This window comes from Alcaligenes nematophilus (genome assembly GCF_026344155.1).
Lineage (GTDB): Bacteria > Pseudomonadota > Gammaproteobacteria > Burkholderiales > Burkholderiaceae_B > Alcaligenes > Alcaligenes phenolicus.
This window is the reverse complement of sequence record NZ_JAPKMZ010000002.1, coordinates 263,193-288,823: the sequence shown is the minus strand read 5'-3', so window position 1 is coordinate 288,823 and position 25,631 is coordinate 263,193. Positions and strand designations below refer to the sequence as shown.

Here is a 25,631-nt window from a genome sequence, read left to right as displayed (position 1 = left end):
CGGAGACTTGAGCATGACGGGAATTAAAACCGGCACCTTGGATTGGACGGGTGACAACCCTTTTATTTACTTGAAGACTGACCCTGAACAGGACTGGTCGTCCTTGTCCCTGTACTTTCGCATCGCCAGCTCGGCGTATGGCAGCGGCCAGGCCATCCTGGTGTTGGACAAGCCTTACGAAGACGGGCAGGACAGCGACGCGCGTTTGCTGATCACGGATAACAAGCCCTTGGCCGAGTATCTGGTACGGGACTTCGTGCGCCATTTTGGCCTGTTTCGCAAGGCGGTGGCGCTGGACAAGTTGCAGGTCTTGAGTGACGGCGTTTTCCAGACAGTGAACCGTTTCCCTGAGCTGGTCAGCGAATCTGTCACCTCCGCCAGTGCAGGTCTGACGGTGGAATTGCAATGGCATCACATGACGCAGCCAGCGATTTGTGTGGACCTGCCGCAAAGCCAGACCCAAACCCAGCAGCACGAAATGATGTGCGTGTTCCACCCGGCCCAGCAAGCCAGGGTGCTGATCAATGGCACGGCCTTGCCGGGCAACACCATAGAGCGGGACTTTAACGGCTCGCGTGCGCAGTCCGCCAGCCTGGCGAACAGCGAAACCTGGGTGCGCGTGGCGTAAGGAGACGATATGGCTCAGCATGTAGAGACGCAGGCCGTGATGCCAGCCTGGACAGGGGTCCGGCCTCTGCAATCCATTTTGCCCTCGCAAGGCCGTCTGGTCCTGCATGCCGGGCCACCGTTTCGGGATGCACAGGAGCTGCCTGCCGCAATCCGAAATTCGGTTTTGATCGGCATTTTGTATGAGGGCTGGGCAGCTAGCAAACAAGAGGCGCAAGCCTTGCTGGACGCAGGGGGCGTGCAACTGGCTCCCGCGCAGGATTACGGCGTGGTGGTGCCATTGGCCGGAGTGGTGACGCCGTCCATGTATCTGATTGAGGTCAGCGACAGCAATCGGCCCGACTACAAGAAATACTCGGTGCTGAATGAAGGCATGCAATGGTGTACCCGCCTGGGTATTTTTGCCGATGAAATGGTGCCGCATCTGCGTTGGCTGCATCAGGATTTGGGTGTGCGGCTGGCTGCACAGTTTCAGGGGCCGGTCGCTCTGGGGCCTATTGTTCAGGCTTCCTTGCTCAATGGTGATGATGGTCATGCTCGTACCATGCATGGCTCCCGGCAGTTGGCCGACATTATTGTCTCCTGGGGCATTAATGACGACGCCAGCCAAAGCTTTCTATATGGTGCGATGGCTTGGGCCTTGAATTACTGGATGGCCGCCAGTGCCTTGATTCTGGCAAATCAGGCTCCTGCTGATGGCGCAGATGCCATCGTTAAAGTCGGCGGTAATGGCTTGCGCTTTGGTTTGCAATTGGCCAGCTCCACAACTTGGCTGGTTACGGATGCTCCTGTTATTGCTGGCAATAAAGAGCCCGGTAATGAGCAGGCAAAAGCACTGGGTGCCCTGGGCGATAGTGCTGTCGTGGATTTCGTAGGGCTGGGTGGCCAGTGTCTGGATCTGGCGGGAATGAGTGCCAGGAATCTGCACGCCTTTCTACCCTCGGACTACCTGACGCGTCAAAACAAGTTCCTGAAAACCCGCTTGCCCTTTCTGGCCGGGCGCAATGGTATTAGCGATTTTGCGCAAGTGATTGCCAACAATACCGGCCCGTTGGTGCTGCTGGGCATGATTGACGGTGCCGGAGAACGTGGCCGTGTTGGTGGTGGGGTGGCGACGGTGGATGCCTCTTTATTGCAAGCTCTCAAGGAGTGGCAGCATGAAACGACAGTGGTTTAAGCTGCCTTTGCATCAATTGCTGCATGCTCTGCATACGGGCGAAGCCAGTCTGCCGGAGATCGTGGCCTCCTTTTATGAGCGCATTGCTATACGCGATGACAAGATTGGTGCCTGGCAGTATCTGATTGATCAGGACGACTATCTGGCCGAGTACGAAAGCCGCAGTGATTTTTACAAGGCCTCGCCCTTGATGGGCCTGCCCTTTGCGGTCAAGGACGTGATTGATACGGCGGGTATTCCCACCACAATGGGCTCGGCCATTCACCAGGATCGGATTCCGGATCTGGATGCTTCCTGCGTGACCGCGATGAAAGCGGCAGGCGGCATTTTGATGGGCAAGACGGTCACAACCGAGTTTGCTTACTTTCAGGCTGGCAAGACGAATAACCCGCATGATGTCGAACGCACACCCGGCGGCTCCTCCAGCGGCTCTGCTGCTGCCGTGGCTGATTTCATGGTGCCGGTAGCCTTCGGCACACAGACGGCGGCATCGGTCATACGGCCCGCATCCTACTGCGGCTGCATTGGCTATGTAGGCAGCAAGAACGAGTTTTCCTTGCGCAATATTCAGCCGCTGGCTCAGTCTCTGGACTCCCTGGGCATACTCAGCAACGATGTGCTCGACACGCTCTTGCTGCGCAATATCCTGCTGCACAAACCCTTGAGTTTGAGCACGCCGGGAGCGCAGGCGGCTTGTGTGTTTGGTGTTTTTTCCGGGCAGGCATTGGGCGACGTTCAGGACAAGATGCTGGAGACCGTGCAGGCGTGCCAGCAGGATTTGTCGGAACAGGGGCATACGCTGGTGGATTTTCCCTTGCAGGACGCCGTTGTTGAATTGACGGCCTTGCATGCTCAGATCATGGCTTATGAAGTGGCCCGGAATCTGGTGTACGAGCAACAGCAGCATGAAACCTTGAGCGCCCATATGCAGTCCTTGATGAGCACGGGTCTGGCTTTTCCCTACAAGGAGTACATCGCTGCCTTGCAAAGAGCGGACACGCTCAAACAGGCAATGCTGCAGTGGTTTGCAGATAGTGGGGCGGATTTCATTCTGGCACCTGCGGCAGCCGGTGTTGCGCCTTATAAAACCGAAGGAACAGGGGCACCTTTCATGAGTCGTGCCTGGCAGTTGCTGGGTTTGCCGGTGGTGTCCCTGCCTTTGGGGTATTTCCAGAAGTTGCCTATGGGTTTGCAGTTGATTGGAAAGCCGCACCAGGATGATGTTTTGCTTTTACAGGCGCGTCAGTTGCAGCAGCGCTTTTTAAACAGCAGCTCAGTTCTGGCGGTGTAGTTTTCTTTTTTCTTTTAAGCGTCCTGTTTTTACAGGACGTTTTTTTTGGGCTGCGTTTTTATAGTTTGGGCAGCAGGTACTTTTCAAAGAGCCATTTCAAACCATACAAGGCCCCGAAAATAATCGCGGCAATGGCCAGAAAATCTGCGCTGAAAACGCTTTGCTGTTTATGGGACAGCTCCATATAAACGTGCTCGTCAGCGGGACGGGCGTAAGTCATGGGAATGGAGGTCTTGGGTAAAGTGGCCTGCAAGACGACATAGCTGCCATCGTCAGCCGCTTGCATCAGCAGCTCGTCCACCTGCGTGGGAGCCAGACCGTCGTGATGTCCTGGCTTGCACAACTGCCGGGTTCCCTGAGCCCAGTTGTCATTACTCTCGGGGCAGGAGGCCTGGATGCGGTAGCCATTGCTGAATTGAACCGTCAGCCACCCTTGGGCATGCGAGGCGGCGTCGCTGCTTACGGTTACGTCGGTAAGGCTGATGGTGGTCATGGTGCAAATCCCTTGGGCAGTGCAAGCGCATTCTTCAGTCTGCTTAAGGCAGGAGGTGAGTCTATATTTGACGCGGGCTATAGAAGGCTATTCTATAGAAGCCGGTATGGGAATACTGTTTCTGTATGGGCAGAATCAGCTTTATGTGAATTGCTTTTAATGTAAATCAATGCTCTTTTTCCATAAAAAAACAGCCCTGTTTTACAGGGCTGTTGATTGCGGAAAACCAGCGGGAATAAAGAAGGCTTAACTGGCGCCTGCCTTGCCCATGCTGACAGCCGGTTTGGCATCATGAGCCGGTTCGGTGTGGTAGCGGCGCAAAGGCTTGTTGGCAGTTTCGGGCATCAGCACAGTCACCCAGAAAAAGCACAGAACCGCGACCACCGTGACGTAAAACGCGGGAGCCAGATAGCTGCCTGTTTGCGCCGTCAGCCAGATAGCCAGGTAAGGTGCGGTGCCACCAAAAATTGCGAAGGTGATGTTGTAGCACATGCTCGAAGCGGTATAGCGCATGTCGGTCGGGAACATCTCCGAGAGCAGGGTGACGGCCACCACGCTGGCAGCCACCTGACCAATACCGATAATCAGCATGCCGAAAATGGCAGCCTCCAACGAAGCTCCCTTGCTGACGATCATATAGGCCGGAATGGTGAACAGCGCATGCCAGACAGCGGCAAATTGCATCATGCGACGGCGGCCCACCCGGTCCGAGATCACACCGGCAAGCGGGGTCAGGGCGGTGACAAACAGCAGGGCAACCATGTTCGCAGTCAGGGACTGGACGGAGGACAAGCCAATGACCGTGCGCAGGAAGGTGTTCATGTAGGTGGAGAAAATGTAGAAGGACAGGGCGTACAGCACGATAAAGCCGCCCAGCTTCACAATATTGGAACCCTCTGCCTTGAACACCTGGGATGCGCTGTAGCTGAGCTGGCCTTTTTTCTCCGCACGCATTTGCTGGAACTCGGGCGACTCGGCCAGATGATCCCGAATGAAGAAGGCCACGATGCCCATGGGAACGGCCAGCAGGAAGATGGTGCGCCAGCCCCAATCGCCCATGGCCTCGGTACCGACAATCGCGGCCAGACCGGCGCTGATCCCGGCTGCCAGTGCAAACGCAAAGTAGGTGGCACCGGACATGGCCCAGGCGTAGGAGTTGCGTTTGTTCATGGGGCTGTGTTCAACGGTGTAGATGGTGGCGCCCGTATATTCGCCACCGGCCGACAGCCCCTGAATACAGCGGATGATGATCAGCAGAACCGGAGCCCAGATGCCAATGCTTTCATAGGTTGGAATCAGACCGATGGCGGCGGTGGACCCGGACATCAGCAAGACAGTCAGGGCCAGAATCTTCTTGCGGCCAATGCGGTCGCCCAGCCTGCCAAAGTAGATGCCGCCCAGGGGGCGAACAATAAAGGACACCAGAAATACGGCAAAGGTGGCCAGCAGGCCCGCCATCTTGTCTTCCGAGGGGAAGAAGTTTTGTGCGATGTAGACGGCCATATAGCCGAACAAGGCAAAGTCAAACCATTCAACGATCGTACCGGCCGCTGAACCCATCATTACTTTCTTGATGTGACCCGTATCGGTATGTTCCGATTCGGCCACGGTGCTTTCCCTTTGCATACTTATGTCTCCTCAAGTATTGGGACTATCTGTTTTTTGAAATCAAACCCTGTGGGGGTAGCTGGTTTTTTATTATTTCTACGTGTCTATCTTTTCTTGGTATTGGTTGAAAGCTCGGCTAGAGCATCGGCTGCAACAGGATGAGTTCCTCCTTTCCGTGGGGCTGGGCATCCGGTCCTGGCATGCTTGCAAAGCGCCATCCAGTGCGTGCTAGATAAGCTAATCCTCTGCAAATTGCTTGTCCATTCACTATTCGCGCACTATTATTGATCGCGATGTTATCAATCTAAAATATGAGCGAAACCATGATTCCCGCACGCCTGGATTTGCATCACCTGCGCGCCTTTAAAACGGTGGCCGAACAGTTGCATTTCAAGAAGGCGGCGGAGCTGCTGCACATCACGCAACCGGGCCTGACGCGCATTATCAAAAAGCTGGAAGATGATTTGCAGGTGGACCTGTTTGAGCGCAGCACCCGCCAGGTCAAGCTCACAGCGGCAGGCTTTTTACTGCTGCAGGAAATCGAACAGGTTTTTGTGCATCTGGAGCGCGGTATCGAGCTGGCTCAGAAAGCCAAGTTTGGCGATATCGGACACCTGATCATTGCCTATAACGACTATGCGGTGCAGGACGTGCTGCCCAGAACGCTGGAGCACTTCAAGCAGCAGTATTCGAACATCACAACCGATTTGTTATATATGCCCACGCAGCAGCAAATACAGGGCTTGCAGCAGGGCAGTCTGGATCTGGGCTTTGGCTTTGCTTTCTCTGATGACCCCGAGGAACTGGGCGTGCTGTGGAAGCCGGTATGTCGTGATGATCCCATCGTTCTTTTGCAGAGCGATCATCCTTTGGCAAAAGAAAAATCCATCCCCTTGGTGGAACTGGCCAATGAGCGTTTTGTAGTGGGCAGCAAGACGCATTGGCAGGTCTGGCGGCGCTATTTCTATTCCCTGTGTCGACATGCCGGTTTTCATCCCAATTCCGTGCAGGAAGCCAGCACCATTACCGGCATCATGAGCATGGTGGCGGCCAATATCGGCATTGCCGTTTTGTCGCAGTCCTTGCGCAAGTACGTGCACCGTGATCTGGTGGCGATTGATCTGGACTTGTCGGGCCAGCATCCGCAGTCCTTCATCAACATCATGTGGCAGGAAAGCAATGCCAATCCCTGTGTGCCTTTATTCATCCAGACCATCTCGTCGGAGTTGATGGCAGCCAGTGCGTAAGGCTTGAGTATTTCTCATGGACCCTTGATGAGCGGTCATGATGCAAGGAGGGCGGTTTTGCTACATTGCAATTTTCAACCCTCTGCCCCTTGCTATGAGCACTTCCCAAATACAGTTTGGCCTTGATCATGTCATGTTGCGTGTCCTGGATCTGGAGCGGTCTCTGGCGTTCTACCGCGATATTCTGGGTATGCATGTGGTGCGCCACACAGACTATGAGTCTGGCCGCTTTACCAATGTGTTTCTCAGCTTTGACCAGAGCACACAGTCCAGTCTGGAGCTGACCTGGAACTGGGATCAAAAAGAGCCGTATGAGAAGGGTGGGGCTTTTGGTCATCTGGCCTTGATGGTCCAGGATGTGCATCAGGCGGTGCGTTATCTGGAGGAGCAGGGCGTCAGGATCAAGACGCCACCTAAACAGATGAATCACGGTAAACGTACCATTGCCTTTGTATTTGACCCGGATGAGTATCTGATTGAGCTGGTGGAGCCTTTGGCCTCGCCGACCTGATACTGGCCTTGGGCGTAGCGGTGACTGGCCCGCATTGAAGAGCAGAATAAAACAAAGACCATGCACCGTTGCGGTGATGGTCTTTGTTTGTTTTTGGAACGTGCCATATGAAGGCGCGTTCTGGCTTACAACCCCAGCGAACTCCACATATCGTCCACTTTCTTCTTGGTGGACTCATCCATCTGGATAGGCGTACCCCATTCGCGCTGGGTTTCTCCGGGCCATTTATTGGTGGCATCCATGCCCATCTTGCCGCCCAGTCCCGAAACGGGCGAGGCAAAGTCCAGATAGTCGATAGGCGTGTTTTCCACCAGCACGGTATCGCGCACCGGGTCCATGCGGGTGGTCATGGCCCAGATCACTTCTTTCCAGTCGCGCGTGTTCACATCCTCGTCCACCACCACGATGAACTTGGTGTACATGAACTGGCGCAAGATGCTCCAGACACCAAACATCACGCGCTTGGCATGGCCTGCGTATTGCTTGCGAATCGACACCACGGCCAGGCGGTAGCTGCAGCCCTCGGGAGGCAGGTAGAAGTCCACAATTTCAGGCAATTGCTTGCGCAGAAGGGGTACAAAGACTTCGTTCAGCGCAACGCCCAGAACGGCAGGCTCATCGGGCGGCTTGCCGGTGTAGGTGCTGTGGTAAATCGGGTTGCGGCGCATGGTGATGCGCTCGACAGTAAAGACCGGGAACCAGTCCTGCTCGTTGTAGTAGCCGGTGTGGTCGCCGTAAGGGCCTTCCAGTGCCATTTCGTAGCTGCTGTCTGCGGGCGGCTTCATCCCTTCAGGCACCTCGGGGGCCAAGGCATCCGGGTGATTGCTGGGCAGGATATGGCCTTCCAGCACAATCTCGGCCCAGGCGGGGACAGACAAGTCGCTACCCAGGGCTTTGGCCACTTCGGTGCGCGAGCCGCGCAGCAAACCGGCAAACTGGTATTCGGACAGACTATCGGGCACGGGGGTGACCGCACCCAGAATGGTGGCGGGGTCGGTGCCCAGGGCAACGGCAATCGGGAAAGGTTTGCCGGGGTTGGTCAGTGCATGATCGCGGAAGTCCAAGGCACCGCCACGGTGGGACAACCAGCGCATGATGAGCTTGTTACGGCCAATCAGCTGCTGACGGTAAATACCCAGGTTCTGACGCTTGGCATGAGGGCCTTTGGTAATCACCAAGCCCCAGGTCAGCAAAGGAGCCACGTCGCCGGGCCAGCACAGTTGCAAGGGGATCTGGTTCAGGTCCACATCCTTGCCTTCCAGCACCACTTCCTGACACGCGGGAGAGCGGACATTCTTGGGGCTCATATCCCACAGGGCGGACTTGAGCATGGACACTTTGGACAGTGCATCACGCATCCCGGTGGGGGCTTGCGGCTCTTTCAGATTGGCCAGCAGCTCGCCAGTGTCGCGTAATGCCGACACATCCTGTGCACCCATGCCCCAGGCGACGCGTTGCGGCGTGCCGAACAAATTGGCCAGGACAGGCATGGCGGCTTTGGAGCCTTGATGCTGGGCGTTTTCAAACAAAAGCGCCGGTCCACCGGCACGCAGGACCCGGTCACTGATTTCAGTCATTTCCAGCGAGGTGGAAACTGGCTGCGTAATCCGTTTCAGATCGCCCTTGGCTTCCAGCTGGGCAATAAAGTCTCTCAAGTCACGGTATTTCACAGAAGAACGGGGCTCCGCTTGCAGATATTTTTGGTTAAGACCTTGAACAGGTTCTAAGGTTAACATCGGGCAGTTAGCAATACTAAGGATGATCCCATGGGCTTCCAAGATATGGACTATGTACTTAGTCGCTCGGCCCGCACCCTGACGTATCGCATCGGTGAGTTTGTGCACGTGTGTGCCATGTACCTGGGCATTGCCGTACTGGTGACGATTGCAGCCTGTGTGGTTGTGCCGTCGATGCGCGCTCAGTTTAACCAGCTTTATACCGGTCTCGTGCAAACCCTGCGCCCCGAGGCGGTGAAATACGATGCGTACAGCCAGGCGGTCTGGCCAGCGGACAAGACACAGCCCAACCTGTCCGAAGAGGGCGAGGACTTGAGCCAGACAGAACAGCAGCAAGCTGTCTCTACTTATCAGGGCTTTATGAAGAACCTGCGTGCTTCGGTCACCGGGCAGCCCATTGCGGGCGTCACGGCGGCTCAGCAGCAGGCCTTGCGCAGCTATTTGGCGCGCAAGTACAAGATTGCCTATTCGGTGGCGGGGGCCTTGATCCACACCGCTTTTATTGTGGGCAAGGAAAAGAATCTGGACCCCCAACTGATTCTGGCGGTGATCGCCATTGAGTCACGCTACAACCCCTATGCGGAAAGTCATGTAGGTGCGCAGGGCCTGATGCAGGTGATGACCAAAGTCCATAAAGAGAAGTTCGATATCTATATGGAAGGGACGTTGGCCGTGCTGAGCCCCGAGGCAAATATTCGGGTGGGTGCGCAGATTCTGTCGGACTGTATTCGCCGCCGAGGGTCTATTGAAGGTGGCCTGGCCTGTTATGTGGGCGCAACCGGGCCTAGCGATGGCGGCTATGGCGCGAAGGTGCTGGCTGAACGTCGCCGTATTGCCTTGGCCTCGGGCATTCCGGTCCGGGCACGCTAAACAGTCTGAATGTAAAAAGAAATCGGGCCTTGCGGCCCGAAATACTTTACTGGAGTCGGGCTGCATTGCCCGGCAGACTGAAACGATGCCGGGTTTAGCGGCCCAGAAATTGTCCCAGACGACTGATCGCTTCTTGCAAGCGGTCCATGCCAGTGGCGTAGGACAGGCGCAAGGTGTAAGGCGCGTGGGCCGTACCAAAGTCCCGGCCCGGCACAGCGGCCACACCGGCCTCGTGCAGCAGTTGCTGCGAGAAGGCATCGCTGTCCTGACTGTACTCACGAATATCCGTATAAATATAGAAAGCGCCATCCGGGCGCACGGGTACGCGCAGGCCCAGACGCTCCAGCTCGGGCAGCAGATAATCACGACGCTGTTTGAAGGCCAGGCGACGCTCTTCATAAATCGCCATGGTTTCAGGTTCGAAGCAGGCCAGGGCGGCATGTTGGGCCAGGGAGGGAGCGCAAATTGCCAGACTGGCGGCCATGCGCTCGCAAGCCTCTGTCATCCAGGTGGGCAGGATCAACCAGCCCAGACGCCAGCCTGTCATGTGGAAGTACTTGGAAAAGCTATTGATAACAATAATGTCCTGATCCAGGGTCAGGGCGCTGAGCGGTGCTTCTTCATAAAACAGACCCAGATAGATCTCGTCCATGATGATGAAGCCGTCACGGGCGCGCACTTCCTTGATCAGCTCCTGCAGAGCAGGGCGGGAAATGGTTGCGCCAGTTGGGTTGTTGGGCGATGCAATCAGGACGCCGCGTGTTTTGGGGCCCCAGTGTTCGCGAATGTGCTGGGCGCTCAGTTGAAAGCGCTCGTCTGCCGAAGCGGGAATCAGGCGCGCTGTGCCACCCGCAGCCATGATGAAATTCTGGTTGGCCGGGTAGGAGGGATCGGGCATCAGCACTTCGTCACCCGGATTGATCAGTGCCAGAGTTGCCAGCGACAGGGCACCCGATGCGCCTGCGGTCACCACAATGCGGGATGGGTCAACACGGGCCTGGAACTGCTGCTCGTAATACAGGGCAATGCGTTCACGCAAAGCCGTCAAACCAGCAGGGGCGGTGTACTGGCTCAAGCCTTGATTACTGGCCTGATGCAGCGCATCGACCACGGCTTGCGGGGCGGTGAAGTCCGGTTCGCCTATGCCCAGGCTGATAATGTCGCGGCCCGTGGCCTTCAGGGCATTAGCCTGTTTGAAGAGTTCAACAGCATGAAAAGGAAGAACATGTTCGGTACGACTGGCGAGGCGGGACATACGGCAAATCTCGGGTAAAAAGTGTATTGTAGGACCTTGCTCAAAAGGGCGTCAGGTGGCTGTGGCATGTGCGTGTGCCCTGTAGGGGTACAAACCGTCGGGCCAGTGAGACTCAAGTTTAGGTTTGTTGCAGGAAAAGTCTATGGTTTCTTCGTCGCGGCGTGCATTTTTGATGGGGCGTCGTCCTCCCCAAACAGCGTGGCAGACATTTTGTTCACGTCTGAAAGCTCGGGTTCAAGGTGAGTGGTCAGAACTCAGTGCGGAACCGGATCACGAGCAGGCTCGTCTGGAGCCTGCCTCCAGCGCGGATGTCCATATGGTGTTGACGCTGGCCGCCGAGTACGGTGTGACGGTGTGTCTGGAAGGTGTGCCGCAGGCCAGTGAAACCGATGGTCCCTTGATTGTTCTGGCACCGGGCCGACAGATGGCCCGCTGCGACCGTCTGGAGCCCAACTCCAATCGCTGGTTTGTTCAGCCCGGCTGTCTGCTGGGTGAAATGGAAGCCAAAGGTTTTCAAGGACTGGCCAATGCGCCTGCCGGGATGACCGTGGCCGCCTGGCTGGCGGATCGACGCCAGCATGATTGGCCCACAGGTCGCACTGCCTTGTCGGGCGTGTTGCATTGCTCGGTCATTCTGGCTGACAACACGCAGGCAGCTTTGGGGCCCTTTGGTCAGGAAAACCGCAACCCGCTTGATAGCCTGCGCATGCAGCAGTTGATTCCGGCCCTGTTCCAATTGATGGGCGAATCCGAAACGCAGGCCTTGAGACAGGAACAATGGCCTTGCCGCTATAGGCTGGATGCACTGGAGCCGGTTGAGGGCGAGGGCATTAATCTGGCTCATCTGATGCTGGGCCACGGCGGTGATTTGGCCTGGGTGGAATGGCTGGTGCTGGATGATGCCGTTTTAAGCGGCTCGGACCCGCAAGATTGGTCCTGGCCGAATCAGGAGCAGGCCTGGCAAGCTCAGGATGTGGATAGCCGCATCAAAGCGCTGTTTGATCCAGCGGACCGATTTTCCTATCCGGGCCAGACGCTGTAAGTTTGTCCAGGCCTGTGCTTGACCCATGTTGTAACTCAAGGGCTAGAATGGTCCTTGCTTTGGCCTTGAGGGCCAGGCAAGGCGACTGGGGTTTCGGAGACAAGAACAGCATTCAGCGTATCAAGCCACGCGCTTGTTTTAATTCACGCTGACAGGCAATGGCAGCGCTCTGGCGATCCCGGTCCGTTTTGAATGGATTTTTGGGTAGGTATAAGCATGGACGCCAATTTTCGGAAAGCAGCCCTGGAATATCACGAGCAGGGCAGACCCGGAAAGTTATCGGTCACGCCGACCAAGCAACTCTCCAACCAGCGCGATCTGGCACTGGCCTATTCGCCTGGGGTTGCGGCCGCTTGCGAGGAGATCGTCAACGACCCGCAAAATGCCTTTCGCTACACCGGTCGGGGCAATCTGGTTGGGGTGATTTCCAACGGCACCGCTGTGTTGGGCCTGGGCAATATTGGCGCGCTGGCTTCCAAGCCGGTCATGGAAGGCAAGGCCGTGCTGTTCAAGAGTTTTGCGGGTCTGGATGTCTTTGATATCGAGATCAATGAAACCGACCCAGACAAGCTGGTGGACATTATTGCGGGTCTGGAGCCGACCTTTGGCGGCATCAATCTGGAAGACATCAAAGCACCCGAGTGTTTCGAGGTGGAGCGCAAGCTGCGCCAACGCATGAGCATTCCTGTTTTCCACGACGACCAGCACGGCACCGCCATTTGTGTGACGGCCGCCTTTCTGAATGGCCTGAGCGTGGTGGAAAAAGACATCAAGCAGGTCAAGGTGGTGACTTCGGGGGCCGGTGCGGCCGCGCTGGCTTGCCTGGACCTGATGATTGATATGGGGCTGCCGCTGGAAAATGTCTGGGTTACGGATATTGATGGCGTGCTGTATGAAGGCCGTCCCGGCAATCCCGTGCCCGAGCTGGCCCGCTTTGCCAAGCAGACCGACGCCCGCAGCCTGAGTGATGTGATTGAGGGGGCCGATGTGTTTCTGGGCTTGTCCGCCGGTGGCGTGCTCAAGCCCGAGATGTTGAAGAAAATGGCTCCCCGGCCCCTGATTCTGGCCTTGGCCAATCCCAATCCCGAGATCCTGCCTGAAGATGCCCACGCCGTGCGTGATGATGTCGTCATGGCAACCGGCCGTTCGGATTACCCGAACCAGGTCAATAATGTGCTGTGCTTCCCTTATATCTTCCGTGGTGCGCTGGATGTGGGAGCCACCACGATCACGCGCGGCATGGAGAAAGCCGCTGTGCTGGCTATTTGTCAGCTGGCGCGTGAAGAGCAGGATGAAGGCGTAGCCGCTGCTTATGGTCTGGAAGAGGTTTCTTTTGGCCGATCCTTCTTTATTCCCCGTCCGTTCGATTCACGCCTGATCGTGCGCATTGCGCCTGCCGTTGCCAAAGCGGCGATGGACGAGGGCGTGGCGACGCGTCCGATAGCGGATTTGAAAAGCTATATCTATCAGCTGCGTCAGTTCGTCTACAAGTCCGGCTCCTTCATGAAGCCCATCTATTCGCTGGCCCGTGGCCTGGTGCAGGACGGCGCCAAGTCCCGTGTGGTCTTTACCGAGGGTGAGGACGAGCGTGTATTGCGCGCCGTGCAGATTATTGTGGATGAAGGTTTGGCCAGCCCGATTCTGGTGGGGCGTCCGGCTGTCCTGCAGCAACGTATTGAACGCTATGGCCTGCGCCTGCGTTTGGGCATTGATGTGGAAGTGACCAACCCCGAACAGGATGATCGCTTTCACCGTTACTGGACCAGCTATTGGGAAATCATGTCCCGTCGCGGTATCAGTAAAGAGATGGCGCGTGTGGAAATGCGTCGTCGCCCAACCTTGATCGGCGCCATGATGCTGCATCTGGGTGATGCTGATGGCATGATTTGCGGTACGGTGGGCCGTTACGAGAACCATCTGGAGCTGGTCGATCAGGTGATTGGCAAGGCACCCGGCGTGGAAACGTATGCGGCCATGAATATTCTGCTGCTTAGCGAGCGTACCGTGGCCTTGACGGACACGCACGTGAACCACGATCCCGATTCGGATCAGGTGGCCGAGATCACCTTGGCGGCAGCTCGCAAGATGCGTCAGTTCAATATCGAACCCAAGGTGGCCTTGCTGTCCAGCTCCAACTTCGGCACCAATGATTCGCCTGCCGCCGTCACCATGCGGGGTGCGCTGGAGCGTGTGCGCAAGCTGGACCCCAGTCTGGAGGTGGACGGGGAAATGCACGGCGATTGCGCGCTGGATGAAAAGGCCCGCCATCAAATCCTGCCCACCTCGGCCCTGACTGGCGAGGCGAACTTGCTGGTGTGCCCGAATGTGGAGGCGGGCAATATTGCCTACAACCTGCTCAAGACGGCTGCCGGTGGTAACGTGGCAATCGGCCCCTTCCTGTTGGGGGCACGAGCACCGGTTCACATCATGACGTCCACTTCTTCGGTGCGCCGTATCGTCAATATGACGGCGGTCACGGTAGTGGATGCCAACGTCGCTACTGAAGGCTGATACCTACCATGATCCAGCGCTCTCCCGCTCCTGTGGCATTGGTCCTGAATGGGGGCGGGGCGCGCGGTGCGTATCAGGCCGGGGTGCTGGCCGGTTTGCTGGAGCTGCTGGATCCTGATCGCAATCCTCAGTTTCGCAATCCCTTCGATATTATTTGTGGCTCTTCGGCAGGCTCCATCAACGCGGCCGGATTGGCGTGCCGCGCCGACAGGCCTCATGAGGCTGTAGACCATATACAACAGCTGTGGGGCTCGTTGCGCACCAACGATATCTTTCATGCTGACCCTTTGCAGTTGCTGGCGACCAGTGTGCACTGGGTGGCCACGCTGGCCTTGGGCTGGCTGGCGCCGCGTCTGCGTGACCATGTGCCGCACTCCATGCTGGATAATTCGCCCCTGCGCGACCTGCTGGAAGAGAGCCTGGACTTCGACCGTTTGCAGCGCAATCTGGCCCAGCAGCATGTGGGCGCGCTGGCGATTACAGCAGCGGCCTACACCACTGGTGAGCACCTGACTTTCTATCAGTCTGACGAGCGTATTCGCCCCTGGACGCGCAATCTGCGCCGTGCCATCCCCGGTGTCATCGGGGTGGACCACCTGATGGCTTCCAGCGCCATTCCCTTCATGTTTCCGGCTCAGTCTCTGCAAGTGGGCAAGCAAACTCAGTGGTGCGGGGACGGGACGATGCGTCAGTTGGCACCCATCAGTCCGGCCATTCATCTGGGAGCGCACAAGGTGCTGATTGTGGGTACCGGATACGCCGACAACACCTATCACGAACAGGAATCCAAGGATCCGCCATACCCCTCTTTGGCGCAGATCAGTGGCTATGCTTTATCCAACATATTCCTCGATAGTGTGTCAACGGATATTGAGCGTATGGAACGCATCAATACATTGCTTGCCTATATGCCTGCAAATGTATTACAAAGCCAATCGCTGCGTCCTGTCAGCACGTTTGCCATCACCCCCAGCCGCTCGCTGGATGAAATTGCCACTCGGCATATTCATCAGATGCCAACTGCTGCACGTACCCTATTTCGAGTACTTGGTGTATCTTCAAAGTCCGGTCCGACCACAGGCGGTGCATTAATTTCATATTTGTTATTCGAGTCCGGCTACACCCAAGAGCTGATCGAGTTAGGAAAGACCGATACCATGAGTCGTCGTGAAGAAGTGTTAGCGTTTTTTAAGGAAGCGTCCTGATGAGCCAATCCCTGACTTTGCAAGAAGCTTTGCAACAAGGCGGTGTGCTCGACGCAACGGGCCTGACGGCTGCTGATTTTCTGGAGCAGGCACAGGACCAGGGGCTTACCGCCCTGGAAGTAAGTTGCGATCGTGCGCGCAATCGTTCCGCTGTGCTGCGAGCAGTCGCCAAGGCTGTCGATTACCCTGAATTTTTTGGTGGCAATCTGGATGCGCTCTACGATTGCCTGTGTGACACCGTGCTGGATCAGAAAGCAGGCCTGGCCCTGTGGCTGGACAATCTGCACAGTGGTGATCCTGCATTGGAAAAAGACGCCCAGGCTATTTTGGGCGTATGTGAAGATGTGCATGCCTGGGCCTCGAATAACGAGCGCCGTTTTGTATGTGTCGTTCTGCACGCTGGCAAGCATCCTGACCCTGAACCGGGTGAGACCCCTGCTTCCTACTCCAGCCAGGACGAAGAATAAGCCTTATTCCCAGCCTTGCAAGGCGCTGATCGCTGCTGTCAGCGCCAAGGCGGCGGTTTCGGTTCGCAGCACGCGGTGCCCGAAACGAATCGCCTGAGCCTGGGCTCCCAGTGCCACCTTCTGCTCTTCGGGCGACCACCCGCCTTCGGGGCCGATCATGATAGTCATGGCCTGATCTTGCGGTCCAATGGCCTGCGCCAATTGCTGGGGCGCATCGGGATCACAGAACAGATGCAGGCCAGTTTCCGCCTCGCGGAAATATTCGGCCAATGTCAGCGGCGCTGACAGTTCCATCAAGCGGTTGCGACCACACTGCTCGCTGGCCGACTCAATCACTCTTTGCCAATGGCCCATACGCTTGGCCTGTCGCTCCGCGTTCAGTTGCAGCACGCTACGTTGCGCGCGAATCGGCACAAAGCGGCTGACGCCCATTTCCACGGCTTTTTCAATAATCCAGTCCATCTTGTCGCTGGAGGCAATGCCTTGCAGCACCGTTATGCGACCGGCCAGCTCGCGGACAGGTGTTTGGGCATCGCCCAGGCTGGCAAAGCCCTTTTTGCCATCAATGCGCAAGGTGGCGGGATACTGGGTTCCGCGCCCGTCAAACAGGACAATGTCCTGACCGTCCTTCAAACGCAGCACCCGGATAGCGTGATGCGCCAGAGCCTCGGGCAGGGCGATCTCGGTCTGGGCCGTCAAGTCCAGGGGGTGGTAGAAACGGGGAGCTGCCATATCAAGACACCATCAAGCATAAAAAACCGCACAAGCATACCGTACCCAGGCTTCGGGGAGAAAGCGCAAGGCCCCAGCTCAAGTGGGGGCGATTTAGCGCCAGCAATGCTAAAATAGCGCGTTTTATAAACTAATCAGGGCCGTGAGCCGTCCGCCTGTCGGAATTGTCGCGCCGCCGCCCCAATGAGCTTCTAATGGATATTGCGTCAGCCTCTGATAAAACCCTAGCCAATGCCATCCGTGCCTTGTCTATGGATGCCGTGCAACAAGCTAATTCGGGCCACCCCGGTGCGCCCATGGGCATGGCCGATATCGCCCAGGTTCTCTGGTCCCGGCACCTGAAACACAACCCTGCCGACCCTGCCTGGTTTGATCGCGACCGTTTTGTGTTGTCAAACGGCCACGGTTCCATGCTGATCTACGCTTTGTTGCACCTTAGTGGCTACGACCTGCCCATGGACGAGCTGCGCAACTTCCGTCAGATGCATTCACGCACTCCCGGCCACCCTGAAGTGGGTATTACCGCGGGCGTGGAAACCACCACAGGTCCTTTGGGCCAGGGTTTGGGCAATGCTGTTGGCTTCGCATTGGCTGAAGCCTTGTTGGCGCGCGAGTTCAACCGCGAAGGCCACGATGTGGTCGACCACCTGACCTGGGTTTTCGCTGGCGACGGCTGTTTGATGGAAGGTATCTCGCACGAGGCTTGCTCCTTGGCCGGTACCTGGAAACTGTCCAAGCTGGTCGTGATGTACGACGATAACGGCATCTCCATCGACGGTAAGGTCGAGAACTGGTTTGGTGACGATACGCCCGCCCGTTTTGAAAGCTACGGCTGGAACGTGATACGCGCGGTTGACGGCCACGATGCCGCTTCGATCAATAGCGCGATTGAACAGGCTCGCCGCAACGCGAAAGAGGGCACGGGTCCTACCCTGATTTGCTGCCGTACCGTGATCGGCAAGGGTGCTCCTAACGCCGCCGGTTCCGAGAAGGTTCACGGTGCCCCACTGGGCGCTGATGAAATTGCCGCCACCCGTGCAGCACTGGACTGGAACCACGGACCGTTTGAAATTCCTCAGGAAGTCTACCAAGGTTGGGATTGCCGCGAAAAAGGCGGCGCCCAGCAAGCGGAATGGCAAAAGCGCTTTGACGCTTACAGCCAGGCTTACCCTGAACTGGCCGCAGAACTGGCTCGCCGTCTGAAAGGCGAGCTGCCTGCCGACTACAGCGCCAAAGTACAGGCCTTTATTGAAGAAACCGCTCAGAAAGCCGAAACCATTGCGTCGCGTAAAGCCTCGCAATTGGCCATTAGCGCTTTGGTCAATGTGCTGCCAGAAATGCTGGGTGGCTCGGCTGACCTGACCGGCTCGAACTTCACCGACTGGAAGGGTGCCGAAGCCGTACGTGCCCACGCCGACGGTGTGCATTTCGGTCGCCACATCAACTACGGTGTACGTGAATTCGGTATGGCCGCCATCATGAATGGTCTGGCTCTGCACGGTGGTTACCTGCCTTTTGGCGGCACCTTCCTGACTTTCTCCGACTACTCGCGCAACGCCATCCGTATGGCTGCCTTGATGAAGCAGCGTGTTGTGCACGTATTCACCCACGACTCCATCGGTCTGGGCGAAGACGGTCCGACACACCAGTCCATCGAGCACGCCAACAGCCTGCGTTTGATCCCCAACCTGCATGTCTGGCGTCCTTGCGACACCACGGAAACGGCGGTGGCCTGGGCTTGCTCGGTCGAGCGTCCTACCAGCATCGGTATGGACGTACAGGACGGTGGTCCTAGCGCCTTGCTCTTGTCGCGCCAGAATCTGCCTTTCGTCGAGCGCGATGCGCAAACCATCCAGAACATCCGTCGTGGTGGCTACGTGCTGCGTGATGCGCAAGATGCGCGCGCCATCATCATGGCAACTGGCTCGGAAGTGGGTTTGGCGCTGCAAGCACAGGAGCAGTTGGCTCAGCAAGGTATTGCGACCCGTGTGGTGTCCATGCCTTGTACTAACCTGTTCGACGCGCAGGACAAGCAGTGGCGTGATCAGGTCCTGACACCCGGCATCCCGCGTGTTGCGGTTGAAGCCGGTACCACAGGTCTGTGGTTCAAGTACGTGGGCCTGGAAGGCGCTGTAGTGGGTATCGATACTTACGGCGAATCCGCCCCGGCTGGCGTCCTGTTCAAGCATTTTGGTCTGACAGCAGAGAAGGTCGCTGCGGCCGTTCAAGAAATTTTGTAATTGGAGTCTGACATGACGATTCGCGTCGCAATCAATGGTTATGGTCGTATCGGCCGCATGATCTTGCGTGCCCACTACGAGTACGGCAAAAAACACGATATCGAGATCGTGGCCATCAACGCCTCGGGCGGTGCCGAGATCAACGAACACCTGACTCGCTATGACTCCGTGCATGGCCGTTTCAACGCTGATGTGTCGCTGGATGGCGATCATCTGGTGGTCAACGGCGACCGTATCCGCCTGCTGAGCCAGCGCGATGCGCTGACCCTGCCTTGGGCTGAGCTGGGTGTGGACGTAGTGCTGGAATGTACCGGCGCTTTCACCACCAAGGAAAAGGCTGGTGAGCACATTCAAGCCGGTGCCAAGAAAGTCATCATCTCGGCCCCCGGTGGCAAGGATGTGGACGCCACCATCGTGTACGGCGTGAACCACGACATTCTGAAGAGCACCGATACCGTTATCTCCAACGCATCGTGCACCACCAACTGTTTGGCTCCCCTGGTTGCTCCTTTGCACAAGGAACTGGGTGTGGTCAGCGGTCTGATGACCACCATCCACGCTTACACCAACGACCAGGTTCTGACCGACGTGCGTCACAAGGACATGCGCCGTGCCCGTTCGGCCACCAGCAGCATGATCCCCACCAAGACCGGCGCAGCGGCTGCCGTGGGTCTGGTGCTGCCAGAACTGAATGGCAAGCTGGACGGTTACGCCGTGCGCGTTCCCACCATCAACGTGTCCATGGTTGACCTGACTTTCGTGGCCAGCCGCAACACCAGCGTTGAAGAAGTGAACGGTATTCTGAAAGCCGCTTCGGAAGGCGCCATGAAGGGCATTCTGGACTACTGCACCGAGCCTCTGGTTTCCATCGACTTCAACCACACTACCGCCTCCAGCACGGTTGACTCCCTGCTGACCAAGGTGACCGGCGGCAATATGGTTAAAGTGGCTGCCTGGTACGACAACGAATGGGCCTTCTCCATTCGCATGCTCGACAGCACCATCGCACTGATGTCGGCCAAGTAAGATCTGAATAGCAGGGGCGGGATTTCCCGCCCCTGTCACGTTAATTCCCAGAACAAAAAATCATGTCTACAAGCATCAAGACCTTGTCTGCGTTGGCCGAAACGGACGCGCTGCGAGGCAAGCGGGTATTTATCCGCTCTGATCTGAATGTCCCCCTGCAAGACGGACGTATCACCGAAGATACGCGCGTGCGTGCCTCGGTGCCTGCCATTCGCATGGCGCTGGATGCCGGCGCTGCGGTGATGGTCACGTCTCACCTGGGTCGCCCTAAAGAAGGCGAGTGCCAGCCTGTGGATTCGCTGGAGCCCGTGGTGCAACGTTTGTCCGAGTTGCTGGGCATGCCCGTTGAGCTGCGTCGCAATTGGCTGGATGGCGTGCAAGTGTCGCCCGGTCAAGTGGTCTTGCTGGAGAACTGCCGCTGCAATGTGGGGGAAAAGAAGAACGATCCCGAGTTGGCTCGCAAAATGGCAGCCTTGTGTGACGTTTACGTAAACGACGCCTTTGGTACGGCTCACCGTGCTGAAGCGACTACCGAAGGTATCGCCCGCTTTGCTCCCGTGGCTTGTGCCGGTCCTTTGCTGGAAGCCGAGTTGAAGGCCTTGGGCCGTGCCCTGAACCAGCCTGCCCGTCCTCTGGTCGCGATTGTGGGTGGTGCCAAGGTGTCCACCAAACTGTCCATCCTGCGCGCTTTGGCTGAAAAGGTTGACCAACTGGTGGTCGGTGGCGGCATTGCCAATACCTTCATGATGGCTAGTGGCCTGTCCGTGGGCAAATCCCTGGTGGAAGAAAGCCAGTTGGAAGAAGCCCGTGAAGTGATCCGCATCATGAAAGAGCGCGGTGCCGAGGTGCCTATCCCTGTGGATGTGGTGTGCGCCAAGTCCTTTGCCGCTGATGCAGCGGCTGAAATCAAGGCTGCTGATCAGGTTCAGGACGATGACATGATTCTGGACGTGGGCCCGCAAACGGCTCAGCAGATCGCTGACATCATCGCCAAGGCTGGCACCGTGGTCTGGAACGGCCCTCTGGGCGTGTTCGAGTTCCCGGCCTTCGCACAAGGCACCGAAACCCTGTCGCGCGCGATTGCAGGCTCCAAGGCCTTCTCGATTGCGGGCGGTGGCGACACCCTGGCAGCGATTGCCCAGTTCAATATTGGTGACGATGTGGACTACATCTCCACCGGCGGCGGCGCATTCCTGGAATTCCTGGAAGGCAAGCGTTTGCCAGCCGTGGCTGCGTTGGAAGACAAGGCTTAAGCCAGTCTTTGCTTCGTAAGAAAAAGCCAGTCAACGAACGTTGGCTGGCTTTTTTGTTTTCTGCCTACTTGGATAGGCCAATATCGACCATCATCCAACACCCCTCTTTATAGTCCTCATGTTCAAACCAGTCTTCAGGTGTGGTCGGTGAGGGGGGGGGAGCTATCACCGAAGCAGTGTGCCTTAACCGCTTCTTGGGCAGCCCGAGCAAGATTCTGTAATTCATCAGCTGCTGCAAAACAGCCTGGGAAGTCGGGGAAGCGCGCGCCATAGGCGCTATGTTCATCCTTGTGCACGTGGAGTGGATAGAGCATGGACTGCGCTTCACGCCCCATCTTTAATCAACTGAGCATACCCTTGCATCGCATCCGGCCAATCCAGCTGAAAGCCGCTGTCCAGCAGTCGCTGGTTGCTCAGACGTTTGCCACCTTCATTGGATTGGCGTCGTTCTGGGTGGGCCACTTCCAGTAGATCCGCCAGTCCGTCATACAGTTCGGTAATTCGATAAGGGCGGCTATCCGTACCTATGTAGCAAGGGAAGGGCGCGGGAGTGCGTAGCAGGTGCCAGCAGGCACGCGCAGCGTCTTCAATATGCAGGCGGTTGGCCCAGTGCTCCGGATCGTCCGGCACTGTTGCGCGGCCTTCACGCAGGCGGTCCAGTAATTGAGTACGCCCTGGCCCGTACAGGCCGCTGGGGCGGATGACGACGGCTTGGGCCGGGATGCGGTGGTGCAGCAGCTGCTCGGCCTCCAGCAGTACTCGGCCATTGAATTGCGTAGGCTCTGTGGGCGAGTTCTCGTCCACCCATTCAGTGCTCGGCCCGTAGACGGCGCTGGATGATACAAAGACAAAGCGTTTCAAGGCTTTTAGGTCCAGCTCGTTGAGCAGGTTTTCCAGACCGTGCAGAAATACCCGCTCATAAGCAGCCTGGCTACGCTGGTCGGGAGAGACAGCGTAAAGTACGTGGGTGATTTTACGGTGCTTCAGGCGCAGGGAGGTGGGCTCGCTCAAATCAGCTTCCACCCATTCGATCCCGCTGTGATCGTCCAGGGGAACATGACGGCGCAGGCCGATCACCGGCCATTCGTGATGGCGGGCCAGCATCCCGGTGCGGGTGCCCAGATCGCCAGCGCCCGCTAAGAGCAAAGTACGTTGTCGAGAGTCCAAAGCAGCAGGTCCTTGAGTAGAATGATCTCGAGCAAAGCTCGATTGGCTGAGATAACAATAGCATTGGAGGCGGTCATGGAGTGTCGCAATTGGATTGACGGACAGCAACTTGGCGCGGAGGGCGGTGGTTTGCTACCGGTTATCGACCCCTCCACAGGCGAGACCTTCGCCCGCTTGGCGCAATCGTCCGAGGTGGATATTGATTGGGCCGTACAGGCCGCCCGACGTGCCAGCCAGGGGCCGTGGAGCCGTCTGACGGCCGCCCAACGCAGCCAGTTATTGCTGCGTTGCGCTCGAACTCTGTCTGATGCCCGAGAGGAGCTGGCGCGGCTGGAATCTCGCGATACCGGCAAGCCTTTGCGTCAGGCCCAGTCCGATGCTGCTGCCATTGTCCGCTATTTTGAGTTCTATGCGGGCGCGGTGGACAAGCTGCATGGTCAAACTATCCCGCTGGGCTGGGAGATGACGGCGTTCACCTTGCGTGAACCCTTGGGAGTTACCGCGCACATCATCCCCTGGAATTACCCCTTGCAGATCTTCGGGCGCAGCGTAGCCGCGTCCCTGGCTGCGGGTAATACCTGCGTGGTGAAACCGGCAGAGGATGCCAGCCTGTCCTTGCTGCGCGTGGCCGAGTTGTTGCACGAAGCGGGTTTGCCAGCGGGAGTGCTGAATATCTGCACGGGGCTGGGTAGTGAAGCCGGGCAGGCTCTGTCTGCTCATCCGGATATCAATCACATTTCCTTTACTGGCTCTCCCGGCACAGGCCGTCAGGTGGCCTTGCAAGCAGCACAGAATTTTGTGCCGGTCACCTTGGAGCTGGGCGGCAAGTCTCCACAAATCGTGTTCTCGGATGCGGATCTGGATGCCGCTTTGCCGGTCGTGGTCAATGCGATTGTGCAGAACGCAGGGCAGACCTGCTCGGCAGGGAGTCGAGTGCTGATTCAGCGCGCTATTTATGGCGACTTTACCGAGCGTCTGGCCGAAGCCTTCAAGGCGCTGCTGACCGGGGCGGCCAGCGACAATCTGGATTGCGGTCCCCTGATCAGCGCGCAGCAGCAAGCGCGGGTGCGTTCCTATCTGGAAAATCTGGACCAGGACGGCATTGTGGTGCTGGCGCAAGGCAAGCTGGACTCCAAGGCCCCCGCAGGCGGCTTTTACCAAGTACCTGTTTTATTGGGCCATGTGCCTGTTGAACATCGTCTGGCGCAGGAGGAAATCTTCGGTCCTGTTCTGGTGGCCCAGCCCTTCGGTACAGAGGAAGAAGCCATCGCCATGGCCAATGGCACGCCTTACAGTTTGGTGGCCGGGGTCTGGACCCGCGACGGGGCTCGTCAAGTGCGTATGGCCCGGCAACTGCGAGCCGGGCAGGTCTTTGTGAATAATTACGGTGCGGCAGGCGGGGTGGAACTGCCTTTTGGTGGAACCGGCCAGTCCGGCATAGGCCGCGAGAAGGGCTTTGAAGCCTTGTACGCCCTGACTTCCCTGAAAACGGTTGCGCTACGTCATGCGGCCAGCTGATCGTAGGGGTATTTAGGGGTAAGCGCGGCTGTGGAGGTTCGGGTTTTCTGGCAGCATGGCAACTGAACGCTAAACAGGTTTCACCGATGGCGGCGCAATGCCGCCATTTCTATATAAAAAGCAGAAGGAGACAAACATGCGATTGCAAGACAAAGTGGCTATCGTGACGGGCGGTGCATCGGGTTTTGGCCTGGGCATTGCACAGCGCTTTGCACGCGAAGGAGCGCGTGTACTGATTGCCGACCTGAATGCAGAGCAAGGGCAGGCCGCAGCGGCCCAGATTCAGGCACAGGGTGGTCAGGCCATTTTTGCCGCTTGCGATGTCTCGCAAGGGGACGAAGTTCATGCCCTGTTGGATATTGCCCTGCGCGAATGCGGTGGGCTGCATATTGTGGTGAACAATGCGGGCACCACGCATCGCAATAAACCGTTGCTGGAGGTCAGCGAAAGCGAGTTCGATCTGGTCTATGCCGTCAACGTGAAAAGCATTTACTGGACCGCCAAACACTTTGTGCCGTATCTGCGCGCCCAGGGCTCGGGCTCTTTCATCAATATTGCGTCTACCGCCGCCTTGCGTCCGCGCCCCGGACTGGTCTGGTACAACGGCACCAAGGGCGCGGTGGTAACGATCAGCAAGGGTATGGCGGCCGAGTTGGGGCCGGATAATATCCGGGTGAACTGCATTAATCCGGTGATTGGTGACACGGCGTTGCTGGAACAGTTCATGGGCATGCCCGATACGCCGGAAAACCGCAGCCGTTTCTTGGCGGGAATTCCGCTGGGACGTTTTTGCACACCCAAGGACGTGGCAGCGGCAGCGCTGTATCTGGCCTCGGACGAGGCCGAGTTCATTACAGGCACTTGCATCGAAGTAGACGGCGGCCGTTGTATTTAAGCCCCACTGCGATTCGTTACAATCGTGCTATTGGCAGGCCCGTTCAGGGCCTGTAGTTTATTTCGCTTCCAAGGAAAAGCATGACATTCAATCGACAGTCTCCCCGCGAGCATCCGGATCAATTGCGTATCGGCTTGGTGTCGGTTTCAGATCGCGCCTCCAGCGGACAGTACCAGGATCAAGGCATACCGGCGCTGCGCAGCTGGCTGGACTCCGCCTTGACGGTAGCGCCTGCCTATCTGGAACGGCTGATTCCCGACGAGCGTGCCCAGATTACCGACACCCTGGTCGACTTGGTGGAAGCGGGTTGCGACCTGATTTTGACTACCGGTGGCACTGGTCCGGCGCGTCGCGACGTGACGCCGGAGGCCACTCTGGACGCTGGAACGCGCGAAATGCCCGGTTTCGGTGAACAGATGCGTCAAATCAGTTTAAAATTCGTACCAACAGCGATTTTGTCGCGGCAAGTTGCGGTCATCCGAGAAATTCAGGACCACGCTGCTCTGATTATCAATCTGCCTGGGCAGCCCAAAGCCATTCAGGAAACTCTGGAAGGATTACGGGATTCAGAAACCGGACAAGTATTGGTGCCGGGTATTTTTGCAGCAGTCCCGTATTGCATCGACCTGATTGGTGGACCTTACGCACAAACTCACGAGCATGTGGTCAATGCGTTCCGCCCCAAGTCGGCGCGTCGGACCGCCAGTTAATACGCTTACAAACAATCGGCTGTGCACGGAACCGTGCCCGGCCAAGTTTT

General features: G+C 57.4%; 23 protein-coding genes. 16 read left to right on the top strand and 7 right to left on the bottom strand.

All coding sequences use genetic code 11. The features are described from left to right. Positions 1-13: 13 nt before the first annotated feature. The 3 genes from OSH04_RS06400 to OSH04_RS06390 are packed head-to-tail and all read left to right on the top strand — an operon-like array spanning position 14 to position 3,095. Positions 14-628, top strand: a complete 615-nt coding sequence (locus tag OSH04_RS06400; protein ID WP_035271164.1) for a hypothetical protein — start codon at positions 14-16, stop codon at positions 626-628. A gap of 9 nt (positions 629-637) precedes the next feature. After that, positions 638-1,804, top strand: coding sequence for an oxamate carbamoyltransferase subunit AllG family protein (locus tag OSH04_RS06395; protein WP_266108131.1), 1,167 nt, complete (start codon positions 638-640; stop codon positions 1,802-1,804). After that, positions 1,785-3,095 (top strand): amidase, encoded by a 1,311-nt coding sequence (locus tag OSH04_RS06390; protein ID WP_266108130.1) that lies wholly within the window; start codon positions 1,785-1,787, stop codon positions 3,093-3,095. Before OSH04_RS06395 ends, OSH04_RS06390 begins: the two co-directional genes overlap by 20 nt. 58 nt (positions 3,096-3,153) lie before the next feature. Here the strand turns inward: OSH04_RS06390 and OSH04_RS06385 are convergent, their stop codons facing one another. Both OSH04_RS06385 and OSH04_RS06380 read right to left on the bottom strand, forming a co-directional pair. Next, a complete protein-coding gene (locus OSH04_RS06385) occupies positions 3,154-3,588 on the bottom strand; it encodes a hypothetical protein (RefSeq protein WP_035271159.1) in 435 nt (144 codons plus the stop codon). Positions 3,589-3,834: 246 nt separating this feature from the next. Then, positions 3,835-5,214, bottom strand: a complete 1,380-nt coding sequence (locus OSH04_RS06380; protein ID WP_022983431.1) for an MFS transporter — start codon at positions 5,212-5,214, stop codon at positions 3,835-3,837. A gap of 305 nt (positions 5,215-5,519) precedes the next feature. Here OSH04_RS06380 and OSH04_RS06375 point away from each other — a divergent pair, with 305 nt between their 5' ends. Beyond that, positions 5,520-6,443 carry a LysR family transcriptional regulator gene (locus OSH04_RS06375; RefSeq protein ID WP_230940579.1) on the top strand — a complete coding sequence of 308 codons (924 nt, stop codon included), beginning with the start codon at positions 5,520-5,522 and terminating at the stop codon, positions 6,441-6,443. Positions 6,444-6,537: 94 nt separating this feature from the next. Continuing rightward, positions 6,538-6,954: a lactoylglutathione lyase gene (gloA, locus tag OSH04_RS06370; protein ID WP_266108129.1), complete on the top strand. Its 417-nt coding sequence runs from the start codon at positions 6,538-6,540 to the stop codon at positions 6,952-6,954. A gap of 125 nt (positions 6,955-7,079) precedes the next feature. Here the strand turns inward: gloA and OSH04_RS06365 are convergent, their stop codons facing one another. Continuing rightward, on the bottom strand, positions 7,080-8,624 hold the full coding sequence (locus tag OSH04_RS06365) for a UbiD family decarboxylase (protein ID WP_035271470.1): 1,545 nt from the start codon (positions 8,622-8,624) through the stop codon (positions 7,080-7,082). A 96-nt stretch (positions 8,625-8,720) separates the two neighbouring features. Between OSH04_RS06365 and OSH04_RS06360 the strand changes: the two genes are divergently transcribed. Then, complete coding sequence (locus OSH04_RS06360) at positions 8,721-9,560, top strand: lytic transglycosylase domain-containing protein (RefSeq protein WP_035271154.1); 840 nt, start codon at positions 8,721-8,723, stop codon at positions 9,558-9,560. A 94-nt stretch (positions 9,561-9,654) separates the two neighbouring features. On the opposite strand, the gene OSH04_RS06355 is transcribed toward OSH04_RS06360, so the two are convergent. After that, a complete protein-coding gene (locus tag OSH04_RS06355) occupies positions 9,655-10,815 on the bottom strand; it encodes a pyridoxal phosphate-dependent aminotransferase (protein WP_026485133.1) in 1,161 nt (386 codons plus the stop codon). 142 nt (positions 10,816-10,957) lie between these two features. Between OSH04_RS06355 and OSH04_RS06350 the strand changes: the two genes are divergently transcribed. From OSH04_RS06350 to OSH04_RS06335, 4 genes are all read left to right on the top strand, one after another. Further along, positions 10,958-11,857: a hypothetical protein gene (locus OSH04_RS06350; RefSeq protein ID WP_203145078.1), complete on the top strand. Its 900-nt coding sequence runs from the start codon at positions 10,958-10,960 to the stop codon at positions 11,855-11,857. A gap of 216 nt (positions 11,858-12,073) precedes the next feature. Next, positions 12,074-14,368, top strand: coding sequence for an NADP-dependent malic enzyme (locus tag OSH04_RS06345; protein ID WP_266108128.1), 2,295 nt, complete (start codon positions 12,074-12,076; stop codon positions 14,366-14,368). An 8-nt stretch (positions 14,369-14,376) separates the two neighbouring features. Beyond that, positions 14,377-15,573, top strand: a complete 1,197-nt coding sequence (locus tag OSH04_RS06340; RefSeq protein WP_035271147.1) for a patatin-like phospholipase family protein — start codon at positions 14,377-14,379, stop codon at positions 15,571-15,573. Continuing rightward, a complete protein-coding gene (locus OSH04_RS06335; RefSeq protein WP_009455142.1) occupies positions 15,573-16,040 on the top strand; it encodes a barstar family protein in 468 nt (155 codons plus the stop codon). The genes OSH04_RS06340 and OSH04_RS06335 overlap by 1 nt, the downstream gene beginning before the upstream one ends. Positions 16,041-16,043: 3 nt before the next feature. Here OSH04_RS06335 and OSH04_RS06330 read toward each other — a convergent pair whose 3' ends face one another. Beyond that, entirely contained in the window at positions 16,044-16,772 is a 729-nt protein-coding gene (locus tag OSH04_RS06330) for a 16S rRNA (uracil(1498)-N(3))-methyltransferase (RefSeq protein ID WP_251197166.1), read from the bottom strand. 194 nt (positions 16,773-16,966) lie between these two features. Between OSH04_RS06330 and tkt the strand changes: the two genes are divergently transcribed. The 3 genes from tkt (at position 16,967) to OSH04_RS06315 (ending at position 21,291) form a co-directional block, all read left to right on the top strand. Continuing rightward, positions 16,967-19,012, top strand: a complete 2,046-nt coding sequence (gene tkt / locus OSH04_RS06325; RefSeq protein ID WP_035271142.1) for a transketolase — start codon at positions 16,967-16,969, stop codon at positions 19,010-19,012. 12 nt (positions 19,013-19,024) lie between these two features. Beyond that, the gene (gap, locus tag OSH04_RS06320; protein ID WP_009455139.1) at positions 19,025-20,038 is read left to right on the top strand and encodes a type I glyceraldehyde-3-phosphate dehydrogenase; all 1,014 of its coding nucleotides are present in this window, start codon (positions 19,025-19,027) and stop codon (positions 20,036-20,038) included. 62 nt (positions 20,039-20,100) lie between these two features. Continuing rightward, positions 20,101-21,291, top strand: coding sequence for a phosphoglycerate kinase (locus OSH04_RS06315; protein WP_063688601.1), 1,191 nt, complete (start codon positions 20,101-20,103; stop codon positions 21,289-21,291). 134 nt (positions 21,292-21,425) lie between these two features. Here OSH04_RS06315 and OSH04_RS06310 read toward each other — a convergent pair whose 3' ends face one another. Together OSH04_RS06310 and OSH04_RS06305 are read right to left on the bottom strand one after the other, a co-directional pair. Beyond that, positions 21,426-21,605: a type II toxin-antitoxin system HicB family antitoxin gene (locus tag OSH04_RS06310; protein ID WP_238441692.1), complete on the bottom strand. Its 180-nt coding sequence runs from the start codon at positions 21,603-21,605 to the stop codon at positions 21,426-21,428. A gap of 10 nt (positions 21,606-21,615) precedes the next feature. Further along, positions 21,616-22,458: an NAD-dependent epimerase/dehydratase family protein gene (locus OSH04_RS06305; RefSeq protein ID WP_266108126.1), complete on the bottom strand. Its 843-nt coding sequence runs from the start codon at positions 22,456-22,458 to the stop codon at positions 21,616-21,618. Between the two features lie 75 nt (positions 22,459-22,533). On the opposite strand from OSH04_RS06305, the gene OSH04_RS06300 reads away from it, so the two are divergent. The 3 genes from OSH04_RS06300 (at position 22,534) to mog (ending at position 25,581) form a co-directional block, all read left to right on the top strand. Beyond that, positions 22,534-23,976 (top strand): aldehyde dehydrogenase family protein, encoded by a 1,443-nt coding sequence (locus OSH04_RS06300; RefSeq protein ID WP_083054125.1) that lies wholly within the window; start codon positions 22,534-22,536, stop codon positions 23,974-23,976. A gap of 136 nt (positions 23,977-24,112) precedes the next feature. Continuing rightward, entirely contained in the window at positions 24,113-24,871 is a 759-nt protein-coding gene (locus tag OSH04_RS06295) for an SDR family oxidoreductase (protein ID WP_009455130.1), read from the top strand. Positions 24,872-24,951: 80 nt separating this feature from the next. Next, positions 24,952-25,581, top strand: a complete 630-nt coding sequence (mog, locus tag OSH04_RS06290; protein WP_052159344.1) for a molybdopterin adenylyltransferase — start codon at positions 24,952-24,954, stop codon at positions 25,579-25,581. Positions 25,582-25,631: the final 50 nt, after the last annotated feature.

Excerpts from the sequence above, each read along its gene's own strand:
- OSH04_RS06355 (WP_026485133.1), bottom strand. The coding sequence starts at position 10,815 with ATGTCCCGCCTCGCCAGTCGTACCGAACATGTTCTTCCTTTTCATGCT.
- tkt (WP_035271142.1), top strand. The coding sequence starts at position 16,967 with ATGGATATTGCGTCAGCCTCTGATAAAACCCTAGCCAATGCCATCCGT.
- OSH04_RS06385 (WP_035271159.1), bottom strand. The coding sequence starts at position 3,588 with ATGACCACCATCAGCCTTACCGACGTAACCGTAAGCAGCGACGCCGCC.
- OSH04_RS06400 (WP_035271164.1), top strand. The coding sequence starts at position 14 with ATGACGGGAATTAAAACCGGCACCTTGGATTGGACGGGTGACAACCCT.
- OSH04_RS06360 (WP_035271154.1), top strand. The coding sequence starts at position 8,721 with ATGGGCTTCCAAGATATGGACTATGTACTTAGTCGCTCGGCCCGCACC.
- OSH04_RS06315 (WP_063688601.1), top strand. The coding sequence starts at position 20,101 with ATGTCTACAAGCATCAAGACCTTGTCTGCGTTGGCCGAAACGGACGCG.
- gloA (WP_266108129.1), top strand. The coding sequence starts at position 6,538 with ATGAGCACTTCCCAAATACAGTTTGGCCTTGATCATGTCATGTTGCGT.
- OSH04_RS06395 (WP_266108131.1), top strand. The coding sequence starts at position 638 with ATGGCTCAGCATGTAGAGACGCAGGCCGTGATGCCAGCCTGGACAGGG.
- OSH04_RS06375 (WP_230940579.1), top strand. The coding sequence starts at position 5,520 with ATGATTCCCGCACGCCTGGATTTGCATCACCTGCGCGCCTTTAAAACG.
- mog (WP_052159344.1), top strand. The coding sequence starts at position 24,952 with ATGACATTCAATCGACAGTCTCCCCGCGAGCATCCGGATCAATTGCGT.
- OSH04_RS06350 (WP_203145078.1), top strand. The coding sequence starts at position 10,958 with ATGGTTTCTTCGTCGCGGCGTGCATTTTTGATGGGGCGTCGTCCTCCC.
- gap (WP_009455139.1), top strand. The coding sequence starts at position 19,025 with ATGACGATTCGCGTCGCAATCAATGGTTATGGTCGTATCGGCCGCATG.
- OSH04_RS06380 (WP_022983431.1), bottom strand. The coding sequence starts at position 5,214 with ATGCAAAGGGAAAGCACCGTGGCCGAATCGGAACATACCGATACGGGT.
- OSH04_RS06345 (WP_266108128.1), top strand. The coding sequence starts at position 12,074 with ATGGACGCCAATTTTCGGAAAGCAGCCCTGGAATATCACGAGCAGGGC.
- OSH04_RS06300 (WP_083054125.1), top strand. The coding sequence starts at position 22,534 with ATGGAGTGTCGCAATTGGATTGACGGACAGCAACTTGGCGCGGAGGGC.
- OSH04_RS06330 (WP_251197166.1), bottom strand. The coding sequence starts at position 16,772 with ATGGCAGCTCCCCGTTTCTACCACCCCCTGGACTTGACGGCCCAGACC.
- OSH04_RS06310 (WP_238441692.1), bottom strand. The coding sequence starts at position 21,605 with ATGCTCTATCCACTCCACGTGCACAAGGATGAACATAGCGCCTATGGC.
- OSH04_RS06390 (WP_266108130.1), top strand. The coding sequence starts at position 1,785 with ATGAAACGACAGTGGTTTAAGCTGCCTTTGCATCAATTGCTGCATGCT.
- OSH04_RS06295 (WP_009455130.1), top strand. The coding sequence starts at position 24,113 with ATGCGATTGCAAGACAAAGTGGCTATCGTGACGGGCGGTGCATCGGGT.
- OSH04_RS06340 (WP_035271147.1), top strand. The coding sequence starts at position 14,377 with ATGATCCAGCGCTCTCCCGCTCCTGTGGCATTGGTCCTGAATGGGGGC.
- OSH04_RS06335 (WP_009455142.1), top strand. The coding sequence starts at position 15,573 with ATGAGCCAATCCCTGACTTTGCAAGAAGCTTTGCAACAAGGCGGTGTG.